Raw genomic sequence first — 23,018 nt, 5'->3', positions numbered from 1 at the left:
TAAATAATATTTCTTTTAAAGGTTTAATAAAATGCAATTTAATATATCTCAAGGATTAGTAGGAACAAGACCACCTGTTGTAAAGCCAGATCCAAAAGTTTTACAATTTTTAGGTGAAGAGGGTATGAGAAAACTAATTTCAGACCATTATGATTTACTAAGAGTTAGTAACATCAAAGGATTATTTCCTCCATCACAAGAAGGATTTGAAATGGCAAAACAACACTCTGCTGATTTTTTTATTCAAATTTGTGGAGGACCTGATTATTTTAATAAAAATAGAGGTGCACCTATGATGGTAGGACGACATGCAGATTTTAAAATCACTCCTGAAGCTAGAAAAATTTGGCTTGAATCTTATATTATAGTTTTAGAAAAACTTGATATGCCAGATGATTTAAAACAATCTTTTTGGAACTATTTAGATATTTTTTCAATTTGGATGATCAATACTCAAGAGAATTAATAAAAATGGGAAATTCCCATTTTTTATTAATAATTATATTTCTTCTTTATCTATCAACTCTTTCCAAAAAAATAATATTAATTTAACTTTTTTTTGCTACTATTTTAGGACTCACTTTAATAGGATTTTTTATGAATAAAACTTTCAAAAACTATATCTTTTCTAGACAAATAATCTTAGTTTCCCTAATTTTCTTAATATGTTTTATTTTTACTACATATTTACATACAACTTTTACAAAAAAAGAAGCTTTAAAACACTCTGACGGAATATCAAAGCAAGTATTTTCTTCAATGTATCAAGTTATGAGAAAAGGATGGAGTAGAGAAGATGTTATTATTTTTGCCAAATCTTTGGAAGATAATTTTAAAGGAAGTAACTATCAAATCAATATTTATAGATCAGACAAAGTAAAACAGCTTTTTGGAGAAATTCAAGAAAAAGAAAAAGATACAACATTAGTTGATATTTTAAATGGAAAAGTAGAAAAACTCAATGGTTTTGAAGATAATATTGTAAGAAATATATTACCATTAAAAGCAACCGCTGACTGTAAATCTTGTCATTTAAATGCTGAAGTTGGAGATGTTTTAGGAGCAGTTGAAGTAAAACAAAATCTTAATTCTATATTTTTGGAATCTAAATATCAATATATTGTTTTTTTCCTAATTATTATTCCAATATTTTATCTTCTTGCATTTTTTTCATCAAGATACACAACAAAACCTATTATAGAAAATTTAACTTTGTTTAATGACAAAGTTCAAAATATAAATTCAGTTCAAGATTTCAAAGCTTTTGATTCAAAAAATATTGATTTATATTTTGAAGAATTTAATCAAATTGTGCATAATGTCGATTTAATGGCTGACAAGCTAAAAGGTGTTGCCGTTGATAAAGAGTTATTAGAGTTTGAAATAAGACTTTTAGATAAGTTTATTATCACTTCTGATGTTGTAAAAGATTGGAGAGAATATATTTGTGATTTATTAATAGAAATAAATAAAATCATGGAAACATACACTTTAATGACTATTTTTAGAGTTGGCGAAGACCAATTTGAAGTTGATATTTTTTGGTTAGGAATGCCTCAAGAACATCAAAAAATGGTTTTTGAAAAATATATAAATAAAACTATAAAAGATTCTGATTATTTCAAAGCAATGACTGATTTTACTATAAAACATGTGATTGCAGATAGAAATAGATGTTTAAATGAATTAGTTGAAGAAGAAGTAGAATATCGTTCAAAATCTCTGTTTTTAGATAGTCCTAAAATTGGAGGAATAGTTGGAATTGGTTTGCAATCAATATTCTCAAATGATCCAGTTAGATATATTGTAATTGATTCAATTTTAACAACTATGGCAAATCTTGTTGGTTCTGTAAAAGCCATTCATAAATATACTCAAGATTTAGAATATTATGCAGCTAGAGATCCATTGACTGATTTATTTAATCAAAGAGTTTTTAATGACATGATGAGTTATGAAATAAAAAGAGCTGCAAGACATGAATATCCTTTTGCTTTAATGGTTATAGATTGCGATAATTTTAAACCAATAAATGATAATTTTGGTCATGCTTTTGGAGATAAATTTTTACAAACTGTTGCAAATATTCTTGAAGAAGAAAAACGAGATGAAGACATAGTTGCAAGATATGGTGGAGATGAATTTACTATTATTCTTCCTGAATGTGATGAAAATGGAGCGTTAACAGTTGCAAACAGAATTTCAAAAAAAATAGAAAATGAAAAATTAATCGCACCTGATGGATCAAGAGTTGGAATAACTATCTCTATTGGAATTTGCGTTTATCCAATTCATACTTTATCTCAAAAAGATATGTTTGTAATTGCTGATCATATGATGTATCAGGCAAAAGAAGAAGGTAAAAACTCTATCAAAATTCCAAATGAAAGAGATATTTCTAATATTTTGAAAACTAATCAAGAGAAATCTTCTCTTTTAATTAGAGCAATAGAAAATGATGAAATTTATCCATATTTTCAACCAATAAAACCAGCATCATCATCTAATAATTTAGTAATCCATGAGCTTCTAATGAGAATTCACCAAGATGGAAAAATAGTTTCAGCTTATGAATTTATCGAAATTGCAGAAGCTAGAGGGCTTATAAATAGTATGGATTTAATGGTTATTGAAAAAGCCTTTAAAGAGATTCAAAGAACACAATATGATGGGATTTTATTTATCAACTTATCTCCAAAATCTTTAATTGTGGGCGATTTTATAAATAAAATAAATAATTTCGTTTTAAAATATGAGATAAATAAAGAAAAAATAGTATTTGAAATTACAGAAAGAGAAACAGTAAAAAACTTCTCTTTATTAGAAAAATTCGTTCATAATCTAAAATCAGATGGTTATAAATTTGCTATAGATGATTTTGGTTCAGGCTTTTCATCATTTCATTATATTAAAAAATTTCCTATTGATTATGTAAAAATTGATGGTGATTTTATTATAAATATAAATAAAGATATAAAAGATAAAGCTTTTGTAAATAGTATTGTGACTTTAGCAAAAGAGTTAAAAATTCAAACAATTGCAGAATTTGTAGAAAATGAAGAGATAGTTGATGTTCTAAATGAACTTGAAATCGACTATTATCAAGGTTTTCATATAGGAAAACCAAGTGAAAAGTTTATCTCTTTTAAATAAGAGATAAACCTTAATTTCCTATTGCTAAAGCATATAAAACCATAGTTGACTCTTCAATAAACTCACAAACCTCATCATCATAATAAGCCCCTATTCCACTACATCCAATATCTAAATAGTTTGAAGCCAAATATAATCTATGTCCTATAATTCCTGCTTTTTGATAAGCTTCTTGATAGTTTTTACTTTTTGTAGTTAGAAAAAATGTAACTGCGCTAGATTTCCCTAAATCCTGCTCTAAACATAAATATCCAGCAGTTGAAGAAAAATCTCCAACTCTTAAAAGTTCTCCATTTTTGTAAAGTCCTAAAGTTAATCCCTCAACTCTATTTATCGTATAAAAAATATCAACTGACTCATCACAATCACTTTTAATAGCTTGATTTACAACATTCATTATTGATTCAAATTTGATTTTTGAGATACTTTGTTTTGTAAACTCTCTAATTGATCTTCTTTTAAAAATAGTATCTTGAAATTTCTCTTTTTGGAAATTAAACAATGCTTCATTTATTTGATATTTTTTATCTATTATTTTTAAACTATCTTTATAAGCAATTTCAACCATTTCATTTTTTTCAAAAAAACTTATATTTTCTTCAATATAACTTGCACCATCAAGGCTTGGAATATATAAAAGAAAACTCTTTTTTTTAGACTCTTTTTTATCACCAATAATCACAATAGAAGTAAAAAACTCTTTCTCATCAAAATGAAAAAAATCATTTAATTTTTCTTTAGGAAAATCATATAAAATCTCAAATTTTTTATCAAATAAATAAGAACTAGCTTCAATACAACCCATCAAATGCCCAGCATCCAATAAACAATACCTAAACGCTCGGTTTTTATATTTCCAAGATGAACGAAAATATAAAGATGAAATAAAAAACATAAAACCATCTACACTATAAGTTAGTCCTAATATTTCTTCAATTCCTTGATTTTTTTCTAATTTTTTCAATAATACAGCACTTGAAGAAGCAACTTCTAAATGATAAATTCCATCTTCAAAACCATTAACATTTCGTACTTGGAAATAAACTTCATTTGGATATAAAGCTCCAGCACTTGGATTTATTCTTAGATAATATTCTGTATCTGGATAAGTTTTTTTCGCACTAATTCCACTAATTAAATACAAAAAATTATAGTTTTCATTTTGTGAGTTTAAAGAAACTCTTTTATAATCTTTTGAATAAAATTTAAACTTATTTGGTGGATTATTCCAATTTACTCTATTTGGATTTGTTCGTATTGAATTGTAAGAATGTTTTGTATTTTGATGGTAACTATTTAGAGGGATTAACATAAGTAAAATTCAACTTTTAAAAGTTGAATTTTACAGCAATGTTTGATACATCGTAATCATAATCTTTTGGCGAGTCATTCATTGTAATCGTTCTATAACTTCCCTCAACAGCAACATTACGAGTAAGTTTGTATTCTAATGAACCACCATAACCAAGACCTGTTGCAGTACTATTATCAACAGTTTGAGCAACACCTGTTCCTATTGCAAAACCTGTTAAGTTTTGTATTATTTCATAACCAGCTCTTAAATCCATATCAACACTAATAGCCTCTACGCCATTTCTAACATTTCCATAAGATAAACTATTTCCAAAACCTAAAATAATACCATTATCCAATCTTGTATTTGATGTATATCCAATTCCATATTGTGTATATCTATCATTTTTGATTTTTGCAGAACTTGCACCAACTGATACTTTTGTATCAAATCCTTCTGCATTTAATAGTGATGTTAAACTAGCAATTAGCGTAATTGCCAAAAGTCTTTTTTTCATTATATTTTTCCTTTTTAAATTTAATTTTTAGTTGTATTTATTCCCGATTGTTCTTTTGTTCCAACATAATCACTTGGAGCAGAAGTAGTTTTTAAATAAGCGAAAATTCCACCAACAACTAAACATAAAATCACAACAAGTCTTACAATATTTCTTTTTTGTTTTGATTCATTTCCATTATAATCATCAATTTTATTTAAACTAGGTTCACCGTTATTTAATTTACTCATAATAACTCCTTTTTTTTATTAATGATTATATCAAAAAAAATATTGTGCCTTTGTTAACCTATGATTTTATGAATTTTTGCTTTTAATAATTTTTCTAAATCTTTTGGCTTAACTTCAATATCAAGCCCTCTTTTTCCACCACTTATAAAAATCGTTTCAAATTTATTTACACTTTCATCTAAAACTGTTTTTAAAAGTTTTTTTTGCCCCAAAGGTGAAATCCCACCAAGTAAATATCCAGTAACTTTTTGTGCTTCATCTTTATTTGCCATTACTGCTTTTTTAACATCAAAAGCAGATGCCACATCTTTTAAACTTAACTGATTTTCCACTGGAAGTACACATACAACTAACTGTTTTGGAGTCAGTTCCACAAGAAGTGTTTTATAAACTTGCGAAGAATCAAGTCCTAGTTTAACCACAGCTTCATCACCAAAATTTGTACAAGCTGGGTCGTGGTCATATTTGTGTATTTTAAAATCACATTTGTTTTTTTTTAGCATTTCAATTGCTGGTGTCATTTAAGTAAAATTCCTCTTTTAAAATCTCTTCACCATTTATCAAAATAGCAATAAAATGCTTTCCTAAATAGTGTTTTCTTGTTGTCATATTTTTAAAACTTTGTTTTTTTGTAAACTTTTTCGAAGATGATTTTATCTCATTTTGACTTATCATAAAAACTTTTTTATTATGAATATTATTTGATTTTAGATAATAAATCACATATTCAACTCTAATATTTCCAATATTCTCATCTGAATTTATCTCAAATGAAAAAGACAAATTCTCATCTATTTTTACACTTTTATCATAACAAAAATCTATGAGATTTATATGATGTGATTTATCAAAATTAAATAATTCTAAAATCTGTTTATCACCTTTTTTAAGAAGTGTTCGAGATGCGTGTTTACAAATCCAGTCCAACTCTTTTGTGCTTCCAAGATTTTCTTTTACAAACTTAATAACTAATTGTGGATTATCTTTTGAAATATCATTTAGATTATTTGCCACAGATTTTCTTACATACAAACTTTTATCATTTTTCAAAAGCTCAATTATTTCAAGTGCTTTTGTTGGATTTTGTTTAAACAAAGGAAGAGAAATAGCCCAAGGAAGTCGAGGTCTGCAACCTTCACTTGAAAGTCTGCGTAAATGTTCATTTTTAGACTTAGCCCAAATTTTCATTTGATTCATAGTTTGTTCTTCATACTTTAAAATAAACTGCCGAATAGCAAACTCACTACTTGCATCTTGTGTAAAAACTTCCAAAGCTTTCATAGATTCATCAAAATCATCAAGACCAAAAACTTCCACAAAATCTTGAAAAATCATAGCTTCAAGACCAGTAAAATCTTTTTTCACTTCTTTTAATATTTCAAGTTGTTTTTTGTATGAAAGAGGCAAATATTTATTTAAAGTTATTGCAATATGTCGCATTCTTTGCTTTAGTTCTAAATTTCGCCATGAAGTATCAAAAATTGAATTTACAAAAGCCTTCGGGTCAAAGTTGTCATAGTTTTTTTTTATATCAAAAGCCAGTTTTTCAATATAGCTTTTTGAATATAAAAATTTTAATTGTTCAGCCATAATAAACCTAGTTTTTTAAAGATTTAACACATCTTATATAAAATTTATCTTCCATCAACTCTCTATTAAAAGCTCCCGATAAAAAATTCACAACAAAAGCCTCGCCACTTACTCCATGCCCAAATGTTTTACTTGTCCAATAATTATCAGACACGAAAAATTTAAACTCTTTTGAAAGAGTTGGATTATATAACTTTGTATCAACAATAGAAAAAAGTTCTAAAAAATCGGGTAATTTCCAGTTTTTATATCCATCAAGTTCTAAATTTTCACAATATTTTTGAGCATCTGCAAAATTTTTCTTTTCATTATTACTATCTTTTGTATCTTGCCAAAGCAAATTTGTTGTTGTATCTTTTAAAATAGACTCCGTTTGTTTTGTTATTTCTGCATTCAAATAACTAATTAAACCTATAAAAAAAAAGATTTTTAATATTCTCATAAATCAGCCTTATAATAATAATTTAGATTTATTATAACTTAGTTAATTTTAAAGAATATTGATTGCTATCAAAAAAACCCTAAAATTAACTTTACTATTTCCTTATTTATCCTATAATTGAAAATCAAAATAATCAGAACAATATTAGGAAAACAGATGTCTTATAGAACTTTAAAAGAAGAGATAAAAGTATTAGAATTAGGATTACCACCAGTTGAAGGTGATGGATTTATTGGTGGAAGACTTGACCCAAGCGAAGCTAGTTTGGTTTTAATTCCAGTTCCATGGGAAGCTACTGTTTCTTATGGTGAGGGAACTGCACTTGCACCTGATGCTATGAGACTTTCAAGCCACCAACTTGATGTTGAAACTTTTCATTATATCAAACCTTATATAGCAGGTATTGCTATGCTTGAAACTGATAAAAGTTTGTTAAAGTTAAGCCACAAAGCTAGAAAAAAAGCTTTAAAAGTCATTGTTGCACTTGAAAAAGAAAAAACAAATAAAAAAGCTCTAAAATTTGTAAACGAAGCTTCAAATACTTTAAATAAATCTGTTTATGAAAAATCAATAGAACAAATAAATAAAGGTAAGTTTGTAGCTATTGTTGGTGGTGACCATTCATCTCCACTTGGACTTATTAAAGCTTTAAGCGACACACAAACTGAAGCTTTTGGGATTTTACATGTAGATGCTCACCACGACCTAAGAAAAGCTTATGAAGGTTTTACTTATTCTCATGCTTCAATTTTTTATAATGCCATGAATGAATGTGACAAAATCTCAAACTTAGTTCAATTTGGAATTAGAGATTATAGTAGTGAAGAAGCTAATAGAATGAAAGAATATGGAGTAAAAGGTGCATGTTTATACGATACAGATATGCAAGCACAACTCTCAAGTGGAAAATCTTTAGAAGATGTTTTTGCACCATATATCAACCAACTTCCAAAAAATGTTTATTTATCAATCGATATTGATGGATTAGAACCTCTAAACTGCTCAAATACAGGAACTCCAGTTCCAAGTGGTTTAAGATATGGTGAATTAGAACATCTTATTTTTATGGTAGTAAAAAGTGGAAGAAATATCATAGGTTTTGATTTATGTGAAGTTGGTGACAGCGTTGATGGTTGGGATGCAAATGTTGGAGCTAGGGTTTTATACCAACTTTGTGGGGCATTATTGGCAAGTCAAGGTAAGATAGATTTTAAATAAAATACTTTTACTATATACTTAAATACAAACAAAATTAAGAAAAAAGGCTACATAATGAAAAAATTTGATTTAATAATTATTGGAGCAGGAAGAGCAAGCAGTCTTGCAGCTAGAGCTGGAAAAGCTGGTAAAAAAGTTGCTATTATTGAAAAATCTTCTTTAGGTGGAACATGTCCAAATAGAGGTTGTGTTCCTTCAAAACTCTTATTAGGTTATGCACATGTGGCAAATGCGATAAAAGAATCAAATCGGCATTTTATTGATTCTTCTATAAATAACATTGATGTGAAAAAGATATTTGAACAAACAAATAATTATATTTCAAAAATAGATTCACATTATGAGCGTAAATTTAATGAAAATGTGCAGATTTTCAAAGGTGTAGGTTCTTTTGTTTCTAATAATGTGATAAAAGTAAATGATGAAGAATTAAGCGCACCAAAAATAGTAATCGCAACAGGAACAAAACCAATAAAAGCAGCCCATGAAAAAGCTTGGACTAGTGATGATATATTTCCATTAATTGGCGATATTCCAAAATCTATTACGATTGTTGGGGCTGGTTTTATCGCGTGTGAACTTTCGAGTTTTTTTTCTGCAATAGGAATAAAAACTACTTTATTAGTTAGAAGTCAAAGAATTTTAAATAATGAAGATGAAGATATTTCTGCCATTTTTAAAAAAGAATTTAGTAAAAAAGTTGATATAAAATTTGATACAACTATTCAAACTACAAACTATGAAAATAATCAATTTAATCTTATTCTTGAAAATAAAGATGGAACAACAATAAAACACCAAAGTGAAGCCCTACTTTATGCAACAGGTAGAGAATCAAACACAGATAGTTTAAACCTTGAAAACACTTCTATTCAAATAGATGAAAGAGGTTTTATAAAAAGAGATGCCTTATTTGAAACAAATGCAAAAGGAGTTTATGTAGTAGGCGATGCCTCTGGAAAATATATGCTTCAACACGCAGCTGCATACGAAGTAAATCATCTAGGAAAAATCTTATTAGAAGAATGTACGGAACCTTTACATTTTAAATATATGCCCCATGCAGTTTTTACAGAACCTGAAATCGCAAGTGTTGGAATCACAGAACAAAAAGCAAAAGAGCAAAATATACTGTATGTAACAACTACCACAAATTGGATAGCAAGTGCAAAAGCAATGTCTTTAAGACTTGATTATCCAGTTACAAAGTTTATAATAAATCCAAAAAATTATGAGATATTAGGATGTCATATGATAGGACCTGAGAGTTCAACTATGATGCACCAAGTATTAGCTGTAATGCATATAAACAATGATGTAAGGCACTTAAAAGAAATGCTTTATATTCATCCAGCATTAAGTGAAGCATTACTTCCTGCTGCTGTAGAAGCTGTTAGGGAAGTTGAAAAGTATAATGAAAATTTAGTTTAGGTAGTTTTAAAAAGTACGAACAACATTTTTGTTGCTTGTACTTTTTGATTTAGTTATTTTTGATATATACTTTATAAAGTTCGATTATTTCATCTTTACTTAATTCTTGTTTTTTCTTATCAGAAGCCATTTTTACAACTTTTCCAAATTCTATTTCTTCATTTTTACTCATAGTAACTTTAAAAAACTCACTTATTATAAAACTAGCTCCACCTTTTCCTGATTGAGAATTTACTCTTATGATATTTTCATATCCTCTTTTTATATCTTTTGGGTCAATTGGCAAATATGGAACATTCCACTCTTTACAATTTTGAGCTCTATAAAAATCCATTCCTTTTTTTATAGCATCTTGATGTCCACCACTAAAAGCTGTAAATATCATATCTCCCACATAAGGATGTCTAATATGAGTTTTTATTTGCGTAGTTTTTTCAAAAAATTCTTTTACCTCATCTATAAAATTCAAATTCAATTTTGGGTCTATTCCTTGAGAATAAATATTAAAAGCAAAAGTTATCAAGTCCAAATTTCCAGCTCTCTCACCATTTCCAAACAATGTTCCCTCAACTCTATTTGCACCTGCAAGTACAGCCATTTCTGCACTTGCCACAGCTGTTCCTCGGTCATTGTGTGGATGAACACTAACTATCAAACTTTCTCTATTTTTTAAATTTTTGCACATCCATTCTATTCTATCGGCATAAATATTTGGCATACAAGCTTCTAGTGTATTTGGCAAATTTATTATCATTTTATTTTTTTCAGTTGGTTTTACTACATTTATCACTTCATTACAAATTTTTACTGCAAAATCCAAATCTGTTTGAGAAAAACTCTCAGGCGTGTATTCATATAAAATCTCACCTTCAAAATCTTTTGTTAATTCTTTTAAATACTTCATTCCCTCAACTGCCATCTCAATAATTTCTTCATCAGTTTTTTGAAAAACTACTCTTTTTTGAAATTCATTTGTAGGATTATATAAATGAAAAATTCCTTTTTTAACTCCACTCATAGCTTCAACACTTTTTTTAATCCACTGTTTTTTTGCAGGAATTAATACTTGAATAAACACATCATCTGGTACTAAATTTTCCTCAATTAATTTTCTAGTAAGTTGAAAATCCGTTTCACTAGCACTTGGATAACTAACTTCTATTTGTTTAAATCCCATTTTTACTAATGTATTAAAGTATTCTATTTTTTGCTCTATTGTCAAAGGATTTACTAAAGCTTGATTTCCATCTCTTAAATCCACACTACAATAAATTGGTGCTTGTGTGATTTGTTTATCTGCCCATTCTCTTTTAAAATTTTTGACACTTGGATATTGTTGATATTTTTTAAAACTCATATTTTATATTCCGATTATTTATTTTTTTGAGGAATTGTATATTTTTTTAAAATTTAAATCTTGTACAAAATTAACATTTAGAATAAATATGTTTTTGATACTCTTTTGGAGTTATTTGGAAAATTCTTTTAAAACTTCTATTTAGATGGCTTTGGTCAAAAAAACCACTATTTTGGGCTATTTGAGAAATGGGCATATTTGAAGATAAAAGCTCTTTTGCTTTATGCACTTTTTTATTTAAAATATATGAATGAATAGGAAGTCCAAACTCTTTTTTAAAAACTCGTATTAAATGAACTACGCTCAAATCAAACTTCAAAGCCAAATCATCTAAAATTATCTCTTCAAGATAATTCTCATCTAAATATTTTTTGATATTTAAAGCAAGTTTAGATTCAAGTTGTTCATTGTTCTCTTTTGGCTCATTTAATTCAAAAGAAAAAAAGATTAAACAAAAAGACAAAAACATCTCTTCTTTTTCAATCAAACTAACTTTTTTATCCAATAAACAATCACACAAATTTATAAAATTTTTGTAAATATGTTTTTGTTTGATTATTTCATAAGAAGAAGTAAAATTTATATTTAAATTTTTCAAATATTCTTTATATAAATACAAAACATATCCATCTTTTGACTCTTTATTTATGGTTGCACAATGTGGAATATCGTTATTTATAATACCAATTTCATTTGGCAAAAGTTCAAGAGAAATATCATTAAAAATCAAATTTAATGAACCTTTTTTAATAGCTGTAATTGTGAGTTCTTCATGCAAATGCATTTTTGTACAATCAGGAATATTCTGAACATATCGCAATTCTATGAAGTTAAGTTTTGAGTTTCTGAAAATATCTGATTTCATATATAAAAAAGTATGGAAAGTTCCATACTTTTTATCTTCTTACGCTAGATTTTCTTCTACAAAATTCCAGTTAATAAGTTTGAAAAAGTTTTCTAAATAAGCAGGTCTTGCATTTCTTACATCAATGTAATATGCATGTTCCCACACATCACAGACTAAAATAGGTTTTAGATTATCTGTTAATGGATTTTGAGCATTAGAAGTTGATACAATTTTTAAGTTTTGATTTTCATCTTCAACCAACCAAGCCCAACCAGAACCAAAATGCCCAACAGCTTTAGCTACAAATGCTTTTTTAAACTCTTCAACTGAACCAAAAGCTTTAACTAAAGCAGCTTCAACTTTTGCAGGAATTGCACTTTGAGTTGGAGTTAAACCATTCCAAAAGAAATCATGGTTATAAACTTGAGCAGCATTATTAAAAATTCCACCATCTGATTCTAAAATAATATCAAATAAAGTTGAATTCTCAAATTTTGTACCAGCAATTAAATTGTTTAAGTTATTTACATAAGTTTGGTGATGTTTTCCATAGTGAAACTCCAAAGTTTCTTTTGACATAAGCGGTGCTAAGGCATCTAAAGCGTAAGGTAAAGTCATTAATTCGTGTTTCATTTTATATCCTTTATTAATTTTTTTCATCAATTTTAGGATACTACTTTTTTTATTTTGTTTGACTTAGGGGAAAAGAACTTGTGTCCAAATCGGAATCTTCTAAATCACTATCATCTAATAATTCAGAAATAACACCTTCATCTTTTTTATCTTTGTTTTTTTCTAAGACTTCTTTTATATTTTCTTCCCAGTTTTCTCTTGGGTTTGATGATAAGTTTAATTCAGTTATTTCTTTTACTTCAAGTTTTCTATGATTTCTCTTTCCTCTAACATCACTATAATAATCATAATATTCATAAGCATTAATAGATATTGTTAATATTAATTTGTGGAAAATTCCTTGTATTAAGTTAGTTTGTTTTTGTAATTTTTCTATCGAATAATCTTTCATTTTTCCACCATGAGCAGAATCATTTCTTCCTTGCCAAGCTTTTAACTCTAAATCAACTAAAGAAATATCTAAATCTTCAAATAGTTTTCTTAAAGTTATTTTTTGAGGTAATTGATTAAAATTATGAAATTTATCTTTTAATATTTCTTTATTTTCTTCAGAAATGCTTAGTTTATCAATTATTGATATTGAATCCTTTTTAAATTTTTTAAAATCACTTTTATCAAGAATAGCATTACTCCAACCTTTATCAATATATGCTTTCTGCAAAGCCTCTATTGTTGCACCTAATTCTCCACACTTTGTATGAAGAGCCGAACATTGAGCATGCCAATATAACCAAGAGATATGATTAAAATCACATAAATCATAATTATTTAAAAATAAATTAATGTAATTGGATAATACTTTTGAATCAATTTCTTTATTATTCAACTTATTATTTAAAGGTAAAGGAAGTATTGTATTAATTTTAAAAGCACGATTACTCATAGTATTATGGGGACTAAAAGCTTTAAATGAAACAATATTCCAATTATTATCATAAAAGGTTTCTTCCAAAAGGATTAATATTCTACCAATAAAAAAAGACAAAATATTTCTTATTTTATCTCTTAATTCTTTTGAAGGATTACCTTTATACAAGATTGTTCCATTTGCATACTCTTTTCCATTTTTTTCTTTATTTCGTGATAAATATACTTCTAGATTATCTATTTTTAAATTCAAATATCTAATCATAGAAGAACTATTTTCAGGAATTTGTTCAATTTTAATATTTCCTATTTCTATATTAGTTTGCTTTTTTATTTCAATATCAACAATATCAGACCAAAGATGATTAGTTGGAATATTATCTATAAATTCAACTATATATTCACTATTTTTATAAGTTTGGCTATGCAATTCTATAGATTCTATAAAGGCTTCTGTATTAATTTTACTAGTACAAAATTTTGAATTCAATAATTGATTTATTGAATAAAAATAAATATTTTTTAAAATATAGTTTGTTTTTGATTTATCAATAATAGGTATTGTATCAATAATATTAGGATTCATTTTAGAACGTTTATATTGTGTCACAGCTTCTTGATTTAATATAATATTTAATTCTTTATCTCTTCTAATTTTTATACTATGTTCATCTTTATATTTTTCATCATTTATTGTAAAAGTATTTTCTGTAACAAATTTATCAAAATTATTTTCATCCAATATAGACATTCATATTCCTTATTTTCTATTCTTCAAATAATTTAGTTTTCTATTTAATTGTATAACAGAAAGTATGATAATTTCATTATTTCTTTGATAATAAATTATTCCAAAAGGAAATTTTTTTATTAAGTATCGTCTTATATCAGAATCTAGGATTTGCCATGCTTTTGGGAAAGTTAAAATTCGTTGGATAGTTTGGTAAACTTCACTTGCAAATTCAAGTCCAAGGTTAGTTTTACACTCTTCGTAGTAATCAATAGAAGCATTTAACTCTATTTGGGCTTCTGGATGAAAAAAATAAGTCATTTATTTTAATCTATTAGCAATTTTTCTAAAAACCTCATCACCGGAAACTAAAGTTACTTTTGAAGATTCAATTTCATCTTTTCTTTTATTTACTTCTTTTATCCATGAATCATCTATTGATTTATCAATAGGATTAATACTATTTAGGATTTTATCTACAATTTTTGTTTTTAAATCAATAGGTAAAACATCGATTTCATCAAATAATTGTTCTTGTTTTAAAGCTGTCATTTTAAACATCCTTTATAAAAATTACTTTTATTATAACTAATTTTATTAAAGTTCTATTTATGAAGAAAAAAGATAGTTTTTACACTACCTTTTTATTTTGAAGTTTTACGCGAATGCAGGTTCTAAAAAAGGAATAATTTGTTTTTTTCTTGATAAACAACCGTCTAACCAAACTTTGTTATCTTCAAGTTTACAGTTAAATGCTTTTTCAAAAATTGAATTATCATCAGATGCAACAAGAACTTCTGAACCCTCTTTGATAATATCAGTTAATAAAAGTGCAACTGTATGAAGATTATTTTCTTCTTTTACTTTTTTAATATCAGCCATTAATTCATCTTTAATATCATCAAAAACGCTCCCATCAACAACCTCAAGTTGTCCAACACCTACTTTTGTTCCATGCATATCGAAGTTTTTGTAATCTCTCATTACAAGCTCTCTTATTGGAGTTCCAATAACTTGTGATTTAACTTTGAACATTTCCATACCAACAGCACCAAAATCTTCGATTTCACAGATTTTTGCTAATTCTCTAACTGCTTTAATATCTGTATCTGTACAAGTTGGTGATTTGAAAATAACTGTATCTGATAAAATCGCACACATCATAATTCCAGCTATGTTTTTTGGAATTTCAACTTTGTGAAAATCATACATTTCTTTTACGATAGTATTTGTACAACCAACTGGTCTAATCCAACATTCAAGTGGTGCAGAAGTTGTTATGTCGCCAAGTTTATGATGATCAACGATTCCAACTATTGTAGTTTTATCAAGTTCTAGCGGAGCTTGAGCAATATCTGAATAATCAGTAATGAATAATTCATCACCAGCAAAAGAAGTTTTTAAAACTGGTGCTTCAAATCCAAATTTTTCTAAGATATATTTAGTCTCAGGATTTGGTTCACCTTGTCTTGCAGGAGTTGCTGGTCTTCCTATTTTATTTAAAAGGTAAGATAAAGAGATTGCTGAACAAATTGAGTCAGAATCTGGAATATTATGTCCACATGTATATAAAGCCATTTTATTAAGTCCTATATTTTGAATTTTGGGCATTTTATCGAAAGTTATGTTATTTTACTTTTAAAAAATAAATTTAATGTTGTTTCTGAACCTTTTTTAGGCTCATGAGGAATTAAAAAAGAACAAAGAAATGATAAAAAACCAATTCCCGCACCAATCATAAAAACCAATGAACTTGAATATAACCAAACCATTCCTAATAAAAATGGCAAAAATACAGCAGCAATGTGATTTATAGTAAAACTAACAGAATTTGCTGTTGAAATATCTTTTGGATCTGCAATTTTTTGGAAATATGTATTTAAAGCAATTGCCATTGAAAATAAAAGATGATCAATGATATATAAGAAAAAAGCAAAATAGATATTTTCAACAAAAGCATAAGAAATAAATACTAAAACAAGCCCAATATACTCTATTCGCAAAGTAATTGACTCACCCATTCTTGAAATAAATCTACCAATCTTTGGAGCAAAATACATATTTAAAATAGCATTAACAAAAAGTAAAATTATCATATTATGAATATCTACTCCAAACTTTTCTACAAGTAAAAATCCTGCAAAAACAACAAATATTTGTCGTCTTGCTCCTGCAAAAAAGGTCAAAAGATAAAAAAGCCAATACTCTTTTTTTAGTACTAATTTTTTTTCTTGAACAACATCATCTTTAAAATGTTCAAATCCTATCCAAGCTAATATTCCAACAAAAGAAGTGCTAAGACCAAAAAAAGCATAAATATATTTGTATTCCACACTATAAAATTTCATCATCACAAAAATAATAATAAAAGCAATAATAGAAGCAAAAGATTTTACAGCACTTAATTTTCCCAAAATAATAGGAGCTTTTTGTTTATCAAGCCATTGAAGAGACAAAGATTGGTTTAGTGTTTCTAAGTAATGAAACCCTGTTGACATAATTATAGTTGTAATATAAAGTCCAGTAGCACTTGGATAAAATCCAGTTAGAAACACTCCTAAACCCAAAGTTATCATAGAAAGGTAAGCCAATCTTTGTTGTGCAATAAATATAATTACCAACACAACTGTAAAAGCTAAAAAGCCTGGAATTTCTCTTAAACTTTGTAAAATACCTATTTGGCTACCATCAAAAGAAGCTACTTCTATTACATAATTATTTAGTAAACTCATCCATGCTGAGAATGAGAACACCATGGAAATTGACATAATATAAAGTAAAGCTATCCTTGATTTAATTGGGAAAATCTTAATACCCTAATTCTTCATCAACTAAAATGATGATAATTCTATCTTTATCATCAGCTTTTACCCATGAGAATTTATTTGCGATATTTTCAAGATTGTATCTAGGTTCTTTTCCCATTTCTATTGCTTTATTATTGATTCTATTTATATTTTTTATGGCTGCAACTTCCATAACTCTTTTAAATCCAAGTTCTAGATTTTCAACGATTTTATTAACACCCGCTATTACTAAAACATTTGTAGGTCCATAAGAAAAAGCGGCAACCCTATTTCCACTTCCATCTGCATTTACAAGTTTTCCATCTTTTGTTAAAGCATTTGTACTTGTAACAAAAATATCAGAAACTAAACCTTGTTTTCTTCTTTTGATATTTTCATCCATAGAAATACCATCTTCATATTGATTAAACAAAGTAATATCTTTTTTATTTAATAAATAGTCCAATAATCCAATCTCTTTTACGCTTTCACTGCCACCAAGACCAACACTCAAACCTGATTTTATGTATGTTTGTGATAATTCAAGAGCTTCTTTTTTTGTTTTTACAAAATGAGCATCATAACCGCATGATTTTAAAGTTTTTATTAATTCATTCATAGCAAATTCCTATTTTTAAATTGGCATATTATTCAATTAATATGCTTAATCCTTTAGTAAAAACTGCCCTACACTTCTATCTTTTTTTAATTTCGAATGTTCAACTACAACTCCATGCATAGATAAATAAATCCCATCTTTTATTGGTGCATTTAAGAATCCAATTGCTTGAGAAAAATTCATAGTTGCTTCAACCTCATCAATACTCATAGGAACCATTGCACCTGTGAAAACTATTTTTTTATTTCCTACTTTATCTTCAATAAATTTTGAAGTTAAATCAACTGTATCAGTTCCATGAATAATGATAATTTTATCGCTTTTACTATTTAATATATTTTCTAAAATCATTTCTCTATCAGCATCTGTAAAATCTAAACTATCTTTTGAAACTATGTTTTTAATTTCAAAATCCACATTAACACAAGATTTTACAATCTTGTCTAATGCGATATTATCACTTGGAACTTCAAGTTTTCCAAGGATTGGGTTATATCTTTTGTTAAATGTTCCACCTGTATTTAATACAGTTATTTTCATTTTGCATCCTTAGAAAGGTTAGTTACCATATTTTCAGGTCTTAATAATTCATCAAGTTCTTCTTTTGTAAATAGTTTTTGCTCTAAAATAATGTCATAAACTCTTTTATTTGTTTTAAGAGCTTCTTTGGCAATTGCAGAACTTTTTTCATATCCAATAATCGGATTTAAACAAGTTACTAAAGTTACTGAATTTAAAATATTATTCATACAAACTTCTTCGTTTGCAGTAATTCCTTTAACGCATTTTTCTCCTAAAGAATAAAATGCTCTTCTCATCATATTTATTGAATTAAATAGTTTAAAAGCAATCAATGGCTCAAATACATTTAATTGTAATTGTCCATGTTCACTTGCCATTGCAATAGTCATATCAGCACCAATTACTTCAAAAGCAACTTGATTTACAACTTCTGGCATTACAGGATTTACTTTCCCAGGCATAATTGAACTTCCAGGTTGAAGTGGTGGAAGATTTATTTCATTAAATCCAGCCCTTGGTCCTGAACTTAGAAGTCTTAAATCATTACAAATTTTAGATATTTTTATAGCAATACTTTTTAACATTCCAGAAATATGCACAAATGAACCTGTATCTTGAGTAGCTTCAATTAAATCTCCAGCAGCCACATAATCTACACCTGTAACTTCTCTCAAATTTGAGATAACTTTTCTTTGGTATGCAGCTTTTGAATTAATTCCAGTTCCAATTGCAGTTGCTCCTAAATTTACTTCTCTTAAATGAGATTGAGCATTTCTTAATCTAAAAATATCATCATCAATCATAACTGCAAATGTCTTAAACTCTTGTCCTAAAGTCATAGGAACAGCATCTTGAAGTTGTGTTCTTCCCATTTTTAAAACATCTTTAAACTCAACAGATTTTTCTTCAAAACAATCTCTTAAAAATCTTAAAGACTCTTTTAATTTATAGATTAATTCATGTAAAGTTAATTTAATAGCCGTTGGATAAACATCATTTGTTGATTGACTCATATTTATATGATTATTTGGATGAATAATATTATAAGAGCTTTTTGCATGACCTAAAATCTCTAATGCCCTATTTGCTATAACTTCATTTGCATTCATATTTGTAGAAGTTCCGGCTCCACCTTGAATTGGGTCAACAATAAACTGATCATGAAATTTCCCATCAATTATTTCATTACAAGCTTGAACAATCGCATCTTTTTGAATATCAGTTAAATCACCTAATTCATAGTTTGTTAAAGCACAAGCCTTTTTTACTTTTGCAAGAGATTTAATAAAATTTGGAAACAATGAAATATCTGTTTTTGTGATATTAAAATTCTCTTTTGCTCTTAAAGTTTGAATTCCATAATATTTATTTAATTCAATCTCTTTTTCACCTAAAAAATCTTTTTCTATTCTATGTAACTTGTTCATGATAATCCTTATTATTCATATTTTTAAAATAATATACAACTAAAGTGTATAAAAAGTAGTTTTAATGTTGTAAAGTATAGCCTTCTTGTGGTATATTTTTGATTACATTCACCGGTATTTTGTGTCTTAATTCTTTAATAAATGATTTTAACGCATGACTTGTCATCTCTTTATCATTCCAAAGTTCAAATTCTATTTCTTCGTATTTTAGAATTGCTCCATTTTTATAATATAAAAGCTGTAAAAAATCTTTTTCTCTTTTTCTTAAATGTATTATTTGCTCATTTTGATAAATTAATTCTCTTTTTTGTAAGTCTAAAATTAAATCTTCACATAATAAAATTGGTTTAATAGCTTTTTGTAAATACTTTTCTAAAGCATCATTTAATTTTTTTGAATTTAATGGTTTTAAAATAAAATGATTAATATTTAGATTTATCAACTCCATTAAATACTCTTCATTTGAATATGCAGTCAGCATAATAACCATAGTTTCATTATCTATTTTTCTAATTTTTTTTACAAATTCCAAACCATTACAATTTTTCATTTGAATATCTGTTAAAACTATTTTTGGTTTATAATATTCATATAATTCAAAGCCTTCATTTCCATCACTTGCTTCGTAAACTTCTTTAAAATAGTATTTTAAAGTACTTACTATGGTTTGTCTTATTTCATCTTCATCTTCTACACATAATATAGATATATTTTTTAATTCTTTTAATAACTCTTCATTCATCATTTATTATTATCCTGCAATTACTATTCTAAAAATAGCACCTTCGTCATCATTGTAAACACTAAGTTCTCCACCCATATTTCGCTCAATTATAAGTTTTGAAATATAAAGTCCAAGACCTGTTCCTTTTGATGAATCTTTAGTACTAAAATATGGATCAAAAATCAATTCTTGATTTTTTTTATCAATTCCACCTGCATTATCTTTTATTGTAATAATCGATAAAACTCCTTTTGAATCAATATTTAAATCTATTTTTGGATTTTTGATATTCTTTTCTACTAATACATCTTTTGCATTACTTAAAATATTTAAAATAACTTGAGCAAATTCAGTGGGATAAGCATATATTTTTTTATCATTTTGTATATTTATATTTAGTTTTATATCAAAGTTTTTGAGACTTGCATTTATAATATTTATAGCACTTTTACAAGAATCTGAAACTAAAAAATCTTCTTTCATTTTATCTGGTTTATAAAAATTCCTAAAATCATCAATTGTATTTGACATAAATTGAATCATATTGTCACTTTTTTCAATTGCTGTTAAAATATGATTTTCATCAACTTTTTTGAATCTTGTTGCCGTTTCAAGCTCCATTAAAATACCTGATAATTCAGTTAAAGGTTGTCTCCATTGATGTGCAATCATAGAAATCATAGAACCAATTCTTGCTAGTTTTCCTTGCTCTAGAATTTTTCTATCTTTTTGTTTTGCTTCTTCAATTGCATATTGCACTTTTTTTTGTAAACCATCATTTAATATTTTTAATTTATTTTCTGTACTTTGAACTTCTAATTTATATTTCTTAATAACATCATTTACAATTAAAATCATAATATATGAAAATAAAATCATAAAAATGACAACTACAAAAGTAAGCGTTAAAGCAAACTTGCTAAATCTTTTGCTTAATTTTTCTGATTGTTCGGTTTTATTTTTGATTATTTGTTCTAGATTAGAATCATTTTCATGATTTTCTAAATATAGTTCTTTGTACTCTTTAATATTTAAATTAAGTTCGTTTGTTGAAAGTTTTAAATAAAAAGAAATACAAAGAAATGAAACGAGTATAACGCTTAAGAATGGAATAACAATTATAAAAAATGGTATTCCTTCTTTATTAAACATAAATATAAAACCTCTACTCTTTTAATTTTTTATCATTGATATTATCAACAATTTCTTTCCATGTATCTTTTTCAAAATTATATTCTACATAGTCATTGTATCTTAACACAGGTTCAATTCCCTCTTTAAGTTGTCTTTCATAACCTTTGATTAATTGTAAAACTGGTTTGTATAATAGTGTAATAACAATCATATTAAGAATAGCTAAGATTCCCATACTTAAATCAGCAAAAGCAAAAATTGAAGCTAAATCTTGGAATGATCCCCAAATAACAAGTAAAATACAAATTACTCTAAAAATATTAAATACAGCAACATTTCCTTTACTAAAGAAATTTAAACTATTTTCCGCTAAATAATAGTTATAAATCATAGAAGAAAAACCAAATAAAAATAAAGCAATAGTTACAAAATATCCACCTAAAGGACCAATATGCTCAATCAATGCGTTTTGAGTTAATAAAACACCTTGAACACCATCAACACCTGGAGTATAAACACCTGATAAAAGAATAATAAATGCTGTACAAGAACATAAAATTATAGTATCAATAAATACTGAAAAAGATTGAACTATTCCTTGTTGAACAGGATGTGCAACATATGCAACAGCTGCTACATTTGGAGCGCTTCCAAGTCCAGCTTCATTTGAAAACATTCCTCTTTTTGCACCTTGAATAATAACAGCACCCATTCCTCCACCAATTGCAGAACTTGGATTAAATGCTTCTGTAACAATCATTACAATCAAACTAGGAATTTGCGTTATGTTTAAAACAATTACAACAAGTGCAATCAATAAATATCCAAGAGCCATAATTGGAACTATAACTTCAGACATTCTAGCGATTCTTTTTACACCACCAAAAATTGTAACACCAAAAACAGCTGTAACAATCAAACCACTAACCCAAGTTGGTAGATTAAACGAAGCTTCAAATGAAGTAGAAATAATGAAAGATTGTGTTGCATTAAAAGCAAAACCAAAAGTAATAATAAGCAATACAGAAATAACAACTCCAAGCCATTTTTGTTTTAAACCTTTTGTTGCATAATAAGCAGGTCCACCTCTATAAACGCATGAATCTAAACCATCTTTTTCTTTATATAATTGAGCTAAAGAACACTCAAAAAAACTCGTAGCCATTCCAACAAGTGCAATAACCCACATCCAAAAAACAGCTCCAGCACCTCCAAGTGTAATAGCAACGGCAACACCTGCAATATTACCACCACCAACACGACCAGCGACACTTAACATCAAAGCCTGAAAAGAACTAATATGACCATCTTTATCATGAGCTGTATCTTTTAAAATATTAAACATTTTAAAGAAATATCTAAATTGTACAAATCTAGAACTAATAGTGAAAAATAAACCTAAAAGAGGAAGTAAATATATTAATATATTTCCCCAAATTAAGTCATTTAAAAAAGTATTGATTTCTGCGAACATTGTGTCTCCTTTTATATATAAAA

Annotated in this window: 24 protein-coding genes; 4 read left to right on the top strand and 20 right to left on the bottom strand. The window is 27.0% G+C overall.

Annotated elements, in window-relative coordinates; genetic code table 11:
- The first annotated feature begins 31 nt into the window (after window positions 1-31).
- Both B0174_RS04535 and B0174_RS04530 read left to right on the top strand, forming a co-directional pair.
- Window positions 32-466: a globin domain-containing protein gene (locus B0174_RS04535; RefSeq protein WP_108558468.1), complete on the top strand. Its 435-nt coding sequence runs from the start codon at window positions 32-34 to the stop codon at window positions 464-466.
- A 131-nt stretch (window positions 467-597) separates the two neighbouring features.
- The gene (locus tag B0174_RS04530) at window positions 598-3,153 is read left to right on the top strand and encodes a putative bifunctional diguanylate cyclase/phosphodiesterase (protein WP_108558467.1); all 2,556 of its coding nucleotides are present in this window, start codon (window positions 598-600) and stop codon (window positions 3,151-3,153) included.
- A gap of 10 nt (window positions 3,154-3,163) precedes the next feature.
- Here B0174_RS04530 and B0174_RS04525 read toward each other — a convergent pair whose 3' ends face one another.
- Genes B0174_RS04525 through B0174_RS04500 form a run of 6 tightly spaced genes read right to left on the bottom strand, consistent with a single transcriptional unit; the run spans window position 3,164 to window position 7,226 of the window.
- Window positions 3,164-4,465, bottom strand: coding sequence for a SagB family peptide dehydrogenase (locus B0174_RS04525; protein ID WP_108558466.1), 1,302 nt, complete (start codon window positions 4,463-4,465; stop codon window positions 3,164-3,166).
- 16 nt (window positions 4,466-4,481) lie between these two features.
- Window positions 4,482-4,964 (bottom strand): outer membrane beta-barrel protein, encoded by a 483-nt coding sequence (locus B0174_RS04520; protein WP_205663490.1) that lies wholly within the window; start codon window positions 4,962-4,964, stop codon window positions 4,482-4,484.
- A gap of 20 nt (window positions 4,965-4,984) precedes the next feature.
- On the bottom strand, window positions 4,985-5,194 hold the full coding sequence (locus B0174_RS04515; protein WP_108558464.1) for a hypothetical protein: 210 nt from the start codon (window positions 5,192-5,194) through the stop codon (window positions 4,985-4,987).
- 53 nt (window positions 5,195-5,247) lie between these two features.
- Window positions 5,248-5,715 (bottom strand): Cys-tRNA(Pro) deacylase, encoded by a 468-nt coding sequence (gene ybaK, locus B0174_RS04510; RefSeq protein ID WP_108558463.1) that lies wholly within the window; start codon window positions 5,713-5,715, stop codon window positions 5,248-5,250.
- Window positions 5,699-6,784 carry a DNA alkylation repair protein gene (locus B0174_RS04505; RefSeq protein ID WP_108558462.1) on the bottom strand — a complete coding sequence of 362 codons (1,086 nt, stop codon included), beginning with the start codon at window positions 6,782-6,784 and terminating at the stop codon, window positions 5,699-5,701. Before B0174_RS04505 ends, ybaK begins: the two co-directional genes overlap by 17 nt.
- Window positions 6,785-6,791: 7 nt before the next feature.
- Window positions 6,792-7,226, bottom strand: coding sequence for an Lcl C-terminal domain-containing protein (locus B0174_RS04500; protein WP_108558461.1), 435 nt, complete (start codon window positions 7,224-7,226; stop codon window positions 6,792-6,794).
- A gap of 156 nt (window positions 7,227-7,382) precedes the next feature.
- On the opposite strand from B0174_RS04500, the gene B0174_RS04495 reads away from it, so the two are divergent.
- The gene (locus tag B0174_RS04495; protein ID WP_108558460.1) at window positions 7,383-8,444 is read left to right on the top strand and encodes an agmatinase family protein; all 1,062 of its coding nucleotides are present in this window, start codon (window positions 7,383-7,385) and stop codon (window positions 8,442-8,444) included.
- 54 nt (window positions 8,445-8,498) lie between these two features.
- The gene (locus B0174_RS04490; RefSeq protein WP_108558459.1) at window positions 8,499-9,875 is read left to right on the top strand and encodes a dihydrolipoyl dehydrogenase family protein; all 1,377 of its coding nucleotides are present in this window, start codon (window positions 8,499-8,501) and stop codon (window positions 9,873-9,875) included.
- A 49-nt stretch (window positions 9,876-9,924) separates the two neighbouring features.
- Here the strand turns inward: B0174_RS04490 and B0174_RS04485 are convergent, their stop codons facing one another.
- The 14 genes from B0174_RS04485 to B0174_RS04420 all read right to left on the bottom strand — a co-directional run bounded on the left by B0174_RS04485 (window position 9,925) and on the right by B0174_RS04420 (window position 22,995).
- Complete coding sequence (locus B0174_RS04485) at window positions 9,925-11,232, bottom strand: 2-isopropylmalate synthase (RefSeq protein WP_108558458.1); 1,308 nt, start codon at window positions 11,230-11,232, stop codon at window positions 9,925-9,927.
- A 70-nt stretch (window positions 11,233-11,302) separates the two neighbouring features.
- Window positions 11,303-12,097 (bottom strand): helix-turn-helix domain-containing protein, encoded by a 795-nt coding sequence (locus B0174_RS04480; protein WP_108558457.1) that lies wholly within the window; start codon window positions 12,095-12,097, stop codon window positions 11,303-11,305.
- Between the two features lie 39 nt (window positions 12,098-12,136).
- Window positions 12,137-12,712, bottom strand: a complete 576-nt coding sequence (locus B0174_RS04475; protein WP_108558456.1) for a superoxide dismutase — start codon at window positions 12,710-12,712, stop codon at window positions 12,137-12,139.
- Window positions 12,713-12,761: 49 nt separating this feature from the next.
- Window positions 12,762-14,330: a hypothetical protein gene (locus B0174_RS04470; protein WP_108558455.1), complete on the bottom strand. Its 1,569-nt coding sequence runs from the start codon at window positions 14,328-14,330 to the stop codon at window positions 12,762-12,764.
- 9 nt (window positions 14,331-14,339) lie between these two features.
- Entirely contained in the window at window positions 14,340-14,630 is a 291-nt protein-coding gene (locus tag B0174_RS04465) for a type II toxin-antitoxin system RelE/ParE family toxin (RefSeq protein WP_108558454.1), read from the bottom strand.
- Window positions 14,631-14,861 carry an addiction module protein gene (locus B0174_RS04460; RefSeq protein ID WP_165790391.1) on the bottom strand — a complete coding sequence of 77 codons (231 nt, stop codon included), beginning with the start codon at window positions 14,859-14,861 and terminating at the stop codon, window positions 14,631-14,633.
- Between the two features lie 105 nt (window positions 14,862-14,966).
- Window positions 14,967-15,887, bottom strand: coding sequence for a manganese-dependent inorganic pyrophosphatase (locus tag B0174_RS04455; RefSeq protein WP_108558452.1), 921 nt, complete (start codon window positions 15,885-15,887; stop codon window positions 14,967-14,969).
- Between the two features lie 44 nt (window positions 15,888-15,931).
- Window positions 15,932-17,077: an MFS transporter gene (locus B0174_RS04450; protein WP_108558451.1), complete on the bottom strand. Its 1,146-nt coding sequence runs from the start codon at window positions 17,075-17,077 to the stop codon at window positions 15,932-15,934.
- Window positions 17,078-17,117: 40 nt separating this feature from the next.
- Window positions 17,118-17,714, bottom strand: coding sequence for a lactate utilization protein (locus tag B0174_RS04445; RefSeq protein ID WP_108558450.1), 597 nt, complete (start codon window positions 17,712-17,714; stop codon window positions 17,118-17,120).
- A gap of 45 nt (window positions 17,715-17,759) precedes the next feature.
- Window positions 17,760-18,254 (bottom strand): asparaginase domain-containing protein, encoded by a 495-nt coding sequence (locus tag B0174_RS04440; RefSeq protein ID WP_108558449.1) that lies wholly within the window; start codon window positions 18,252-18,254, stop codon window positions 17,760-17,762.
- Window positions 18,251-19,663 carry an aspartate ammonia-lyase gene (gene aspA, locus B0174_RS04435; protein WP_108558448.1) on the bottom strand — a complete coding sequence of 471 codons (1,413 nt, stop codon included), beginning with the start codon at window positions 19,661-19,663 and terminating at the stop codon, window positions 18,251-18,253. Before aspA ends, B0174_RS04440 begins: the two co-directional genes overlap by 4 nt.
- 61 nt (window positions 19,664-19,724) lie before the next feature.
- On the bottom strand, window positions 19,725-20,408 hold the full coding sequence (locus tag B0174_RS04430; RefSeq protein WP_228156410.1) for a response regulator transcription factor: 684 nt from the start codon (window positions 20,406-20,408) through the stop codon (window positions 19,725-19,727).
- Between the two features lie 6 nt (window positions 20,409-20,414).
- Entirely contained in the window at window positions 20,415-21,539 is a 1,125-nt protein-coding gene (locus tag B0174_RS04425) for a sensor histidine kinase (protein ID WP_108558447.1), read from the bottom strand.
- Between the two features lie 13 nt (window positions 21,540-21,552).
- A complete protein-coding gene (locus tag B0174_RS04420; RefSeq protein WP_108558446.1) occupies window positions 21,553-22,995 on the bottom strand; it encodes an alanine/glycine:cation symporter family protein in 1,443 nt (480 codons plus the stop codon).
- Window positions 22,996-23,018: the final 23 nt, after the last annotated feature.

This window comes from Arcobacter caeni (assembly GCF_003063245.1).
GTDB lineage: Bacteria > Campylobacterota > Campylobacteria > Campylobacterales > Arcobacteraceae > Aliarcobacter > Aliarcobacter caeni.
The sequence above is the reverse complement of the archived record's forward strand: the minus strand, read 5'-3'. Positions and strand labels throughout refer to the sequence as shown.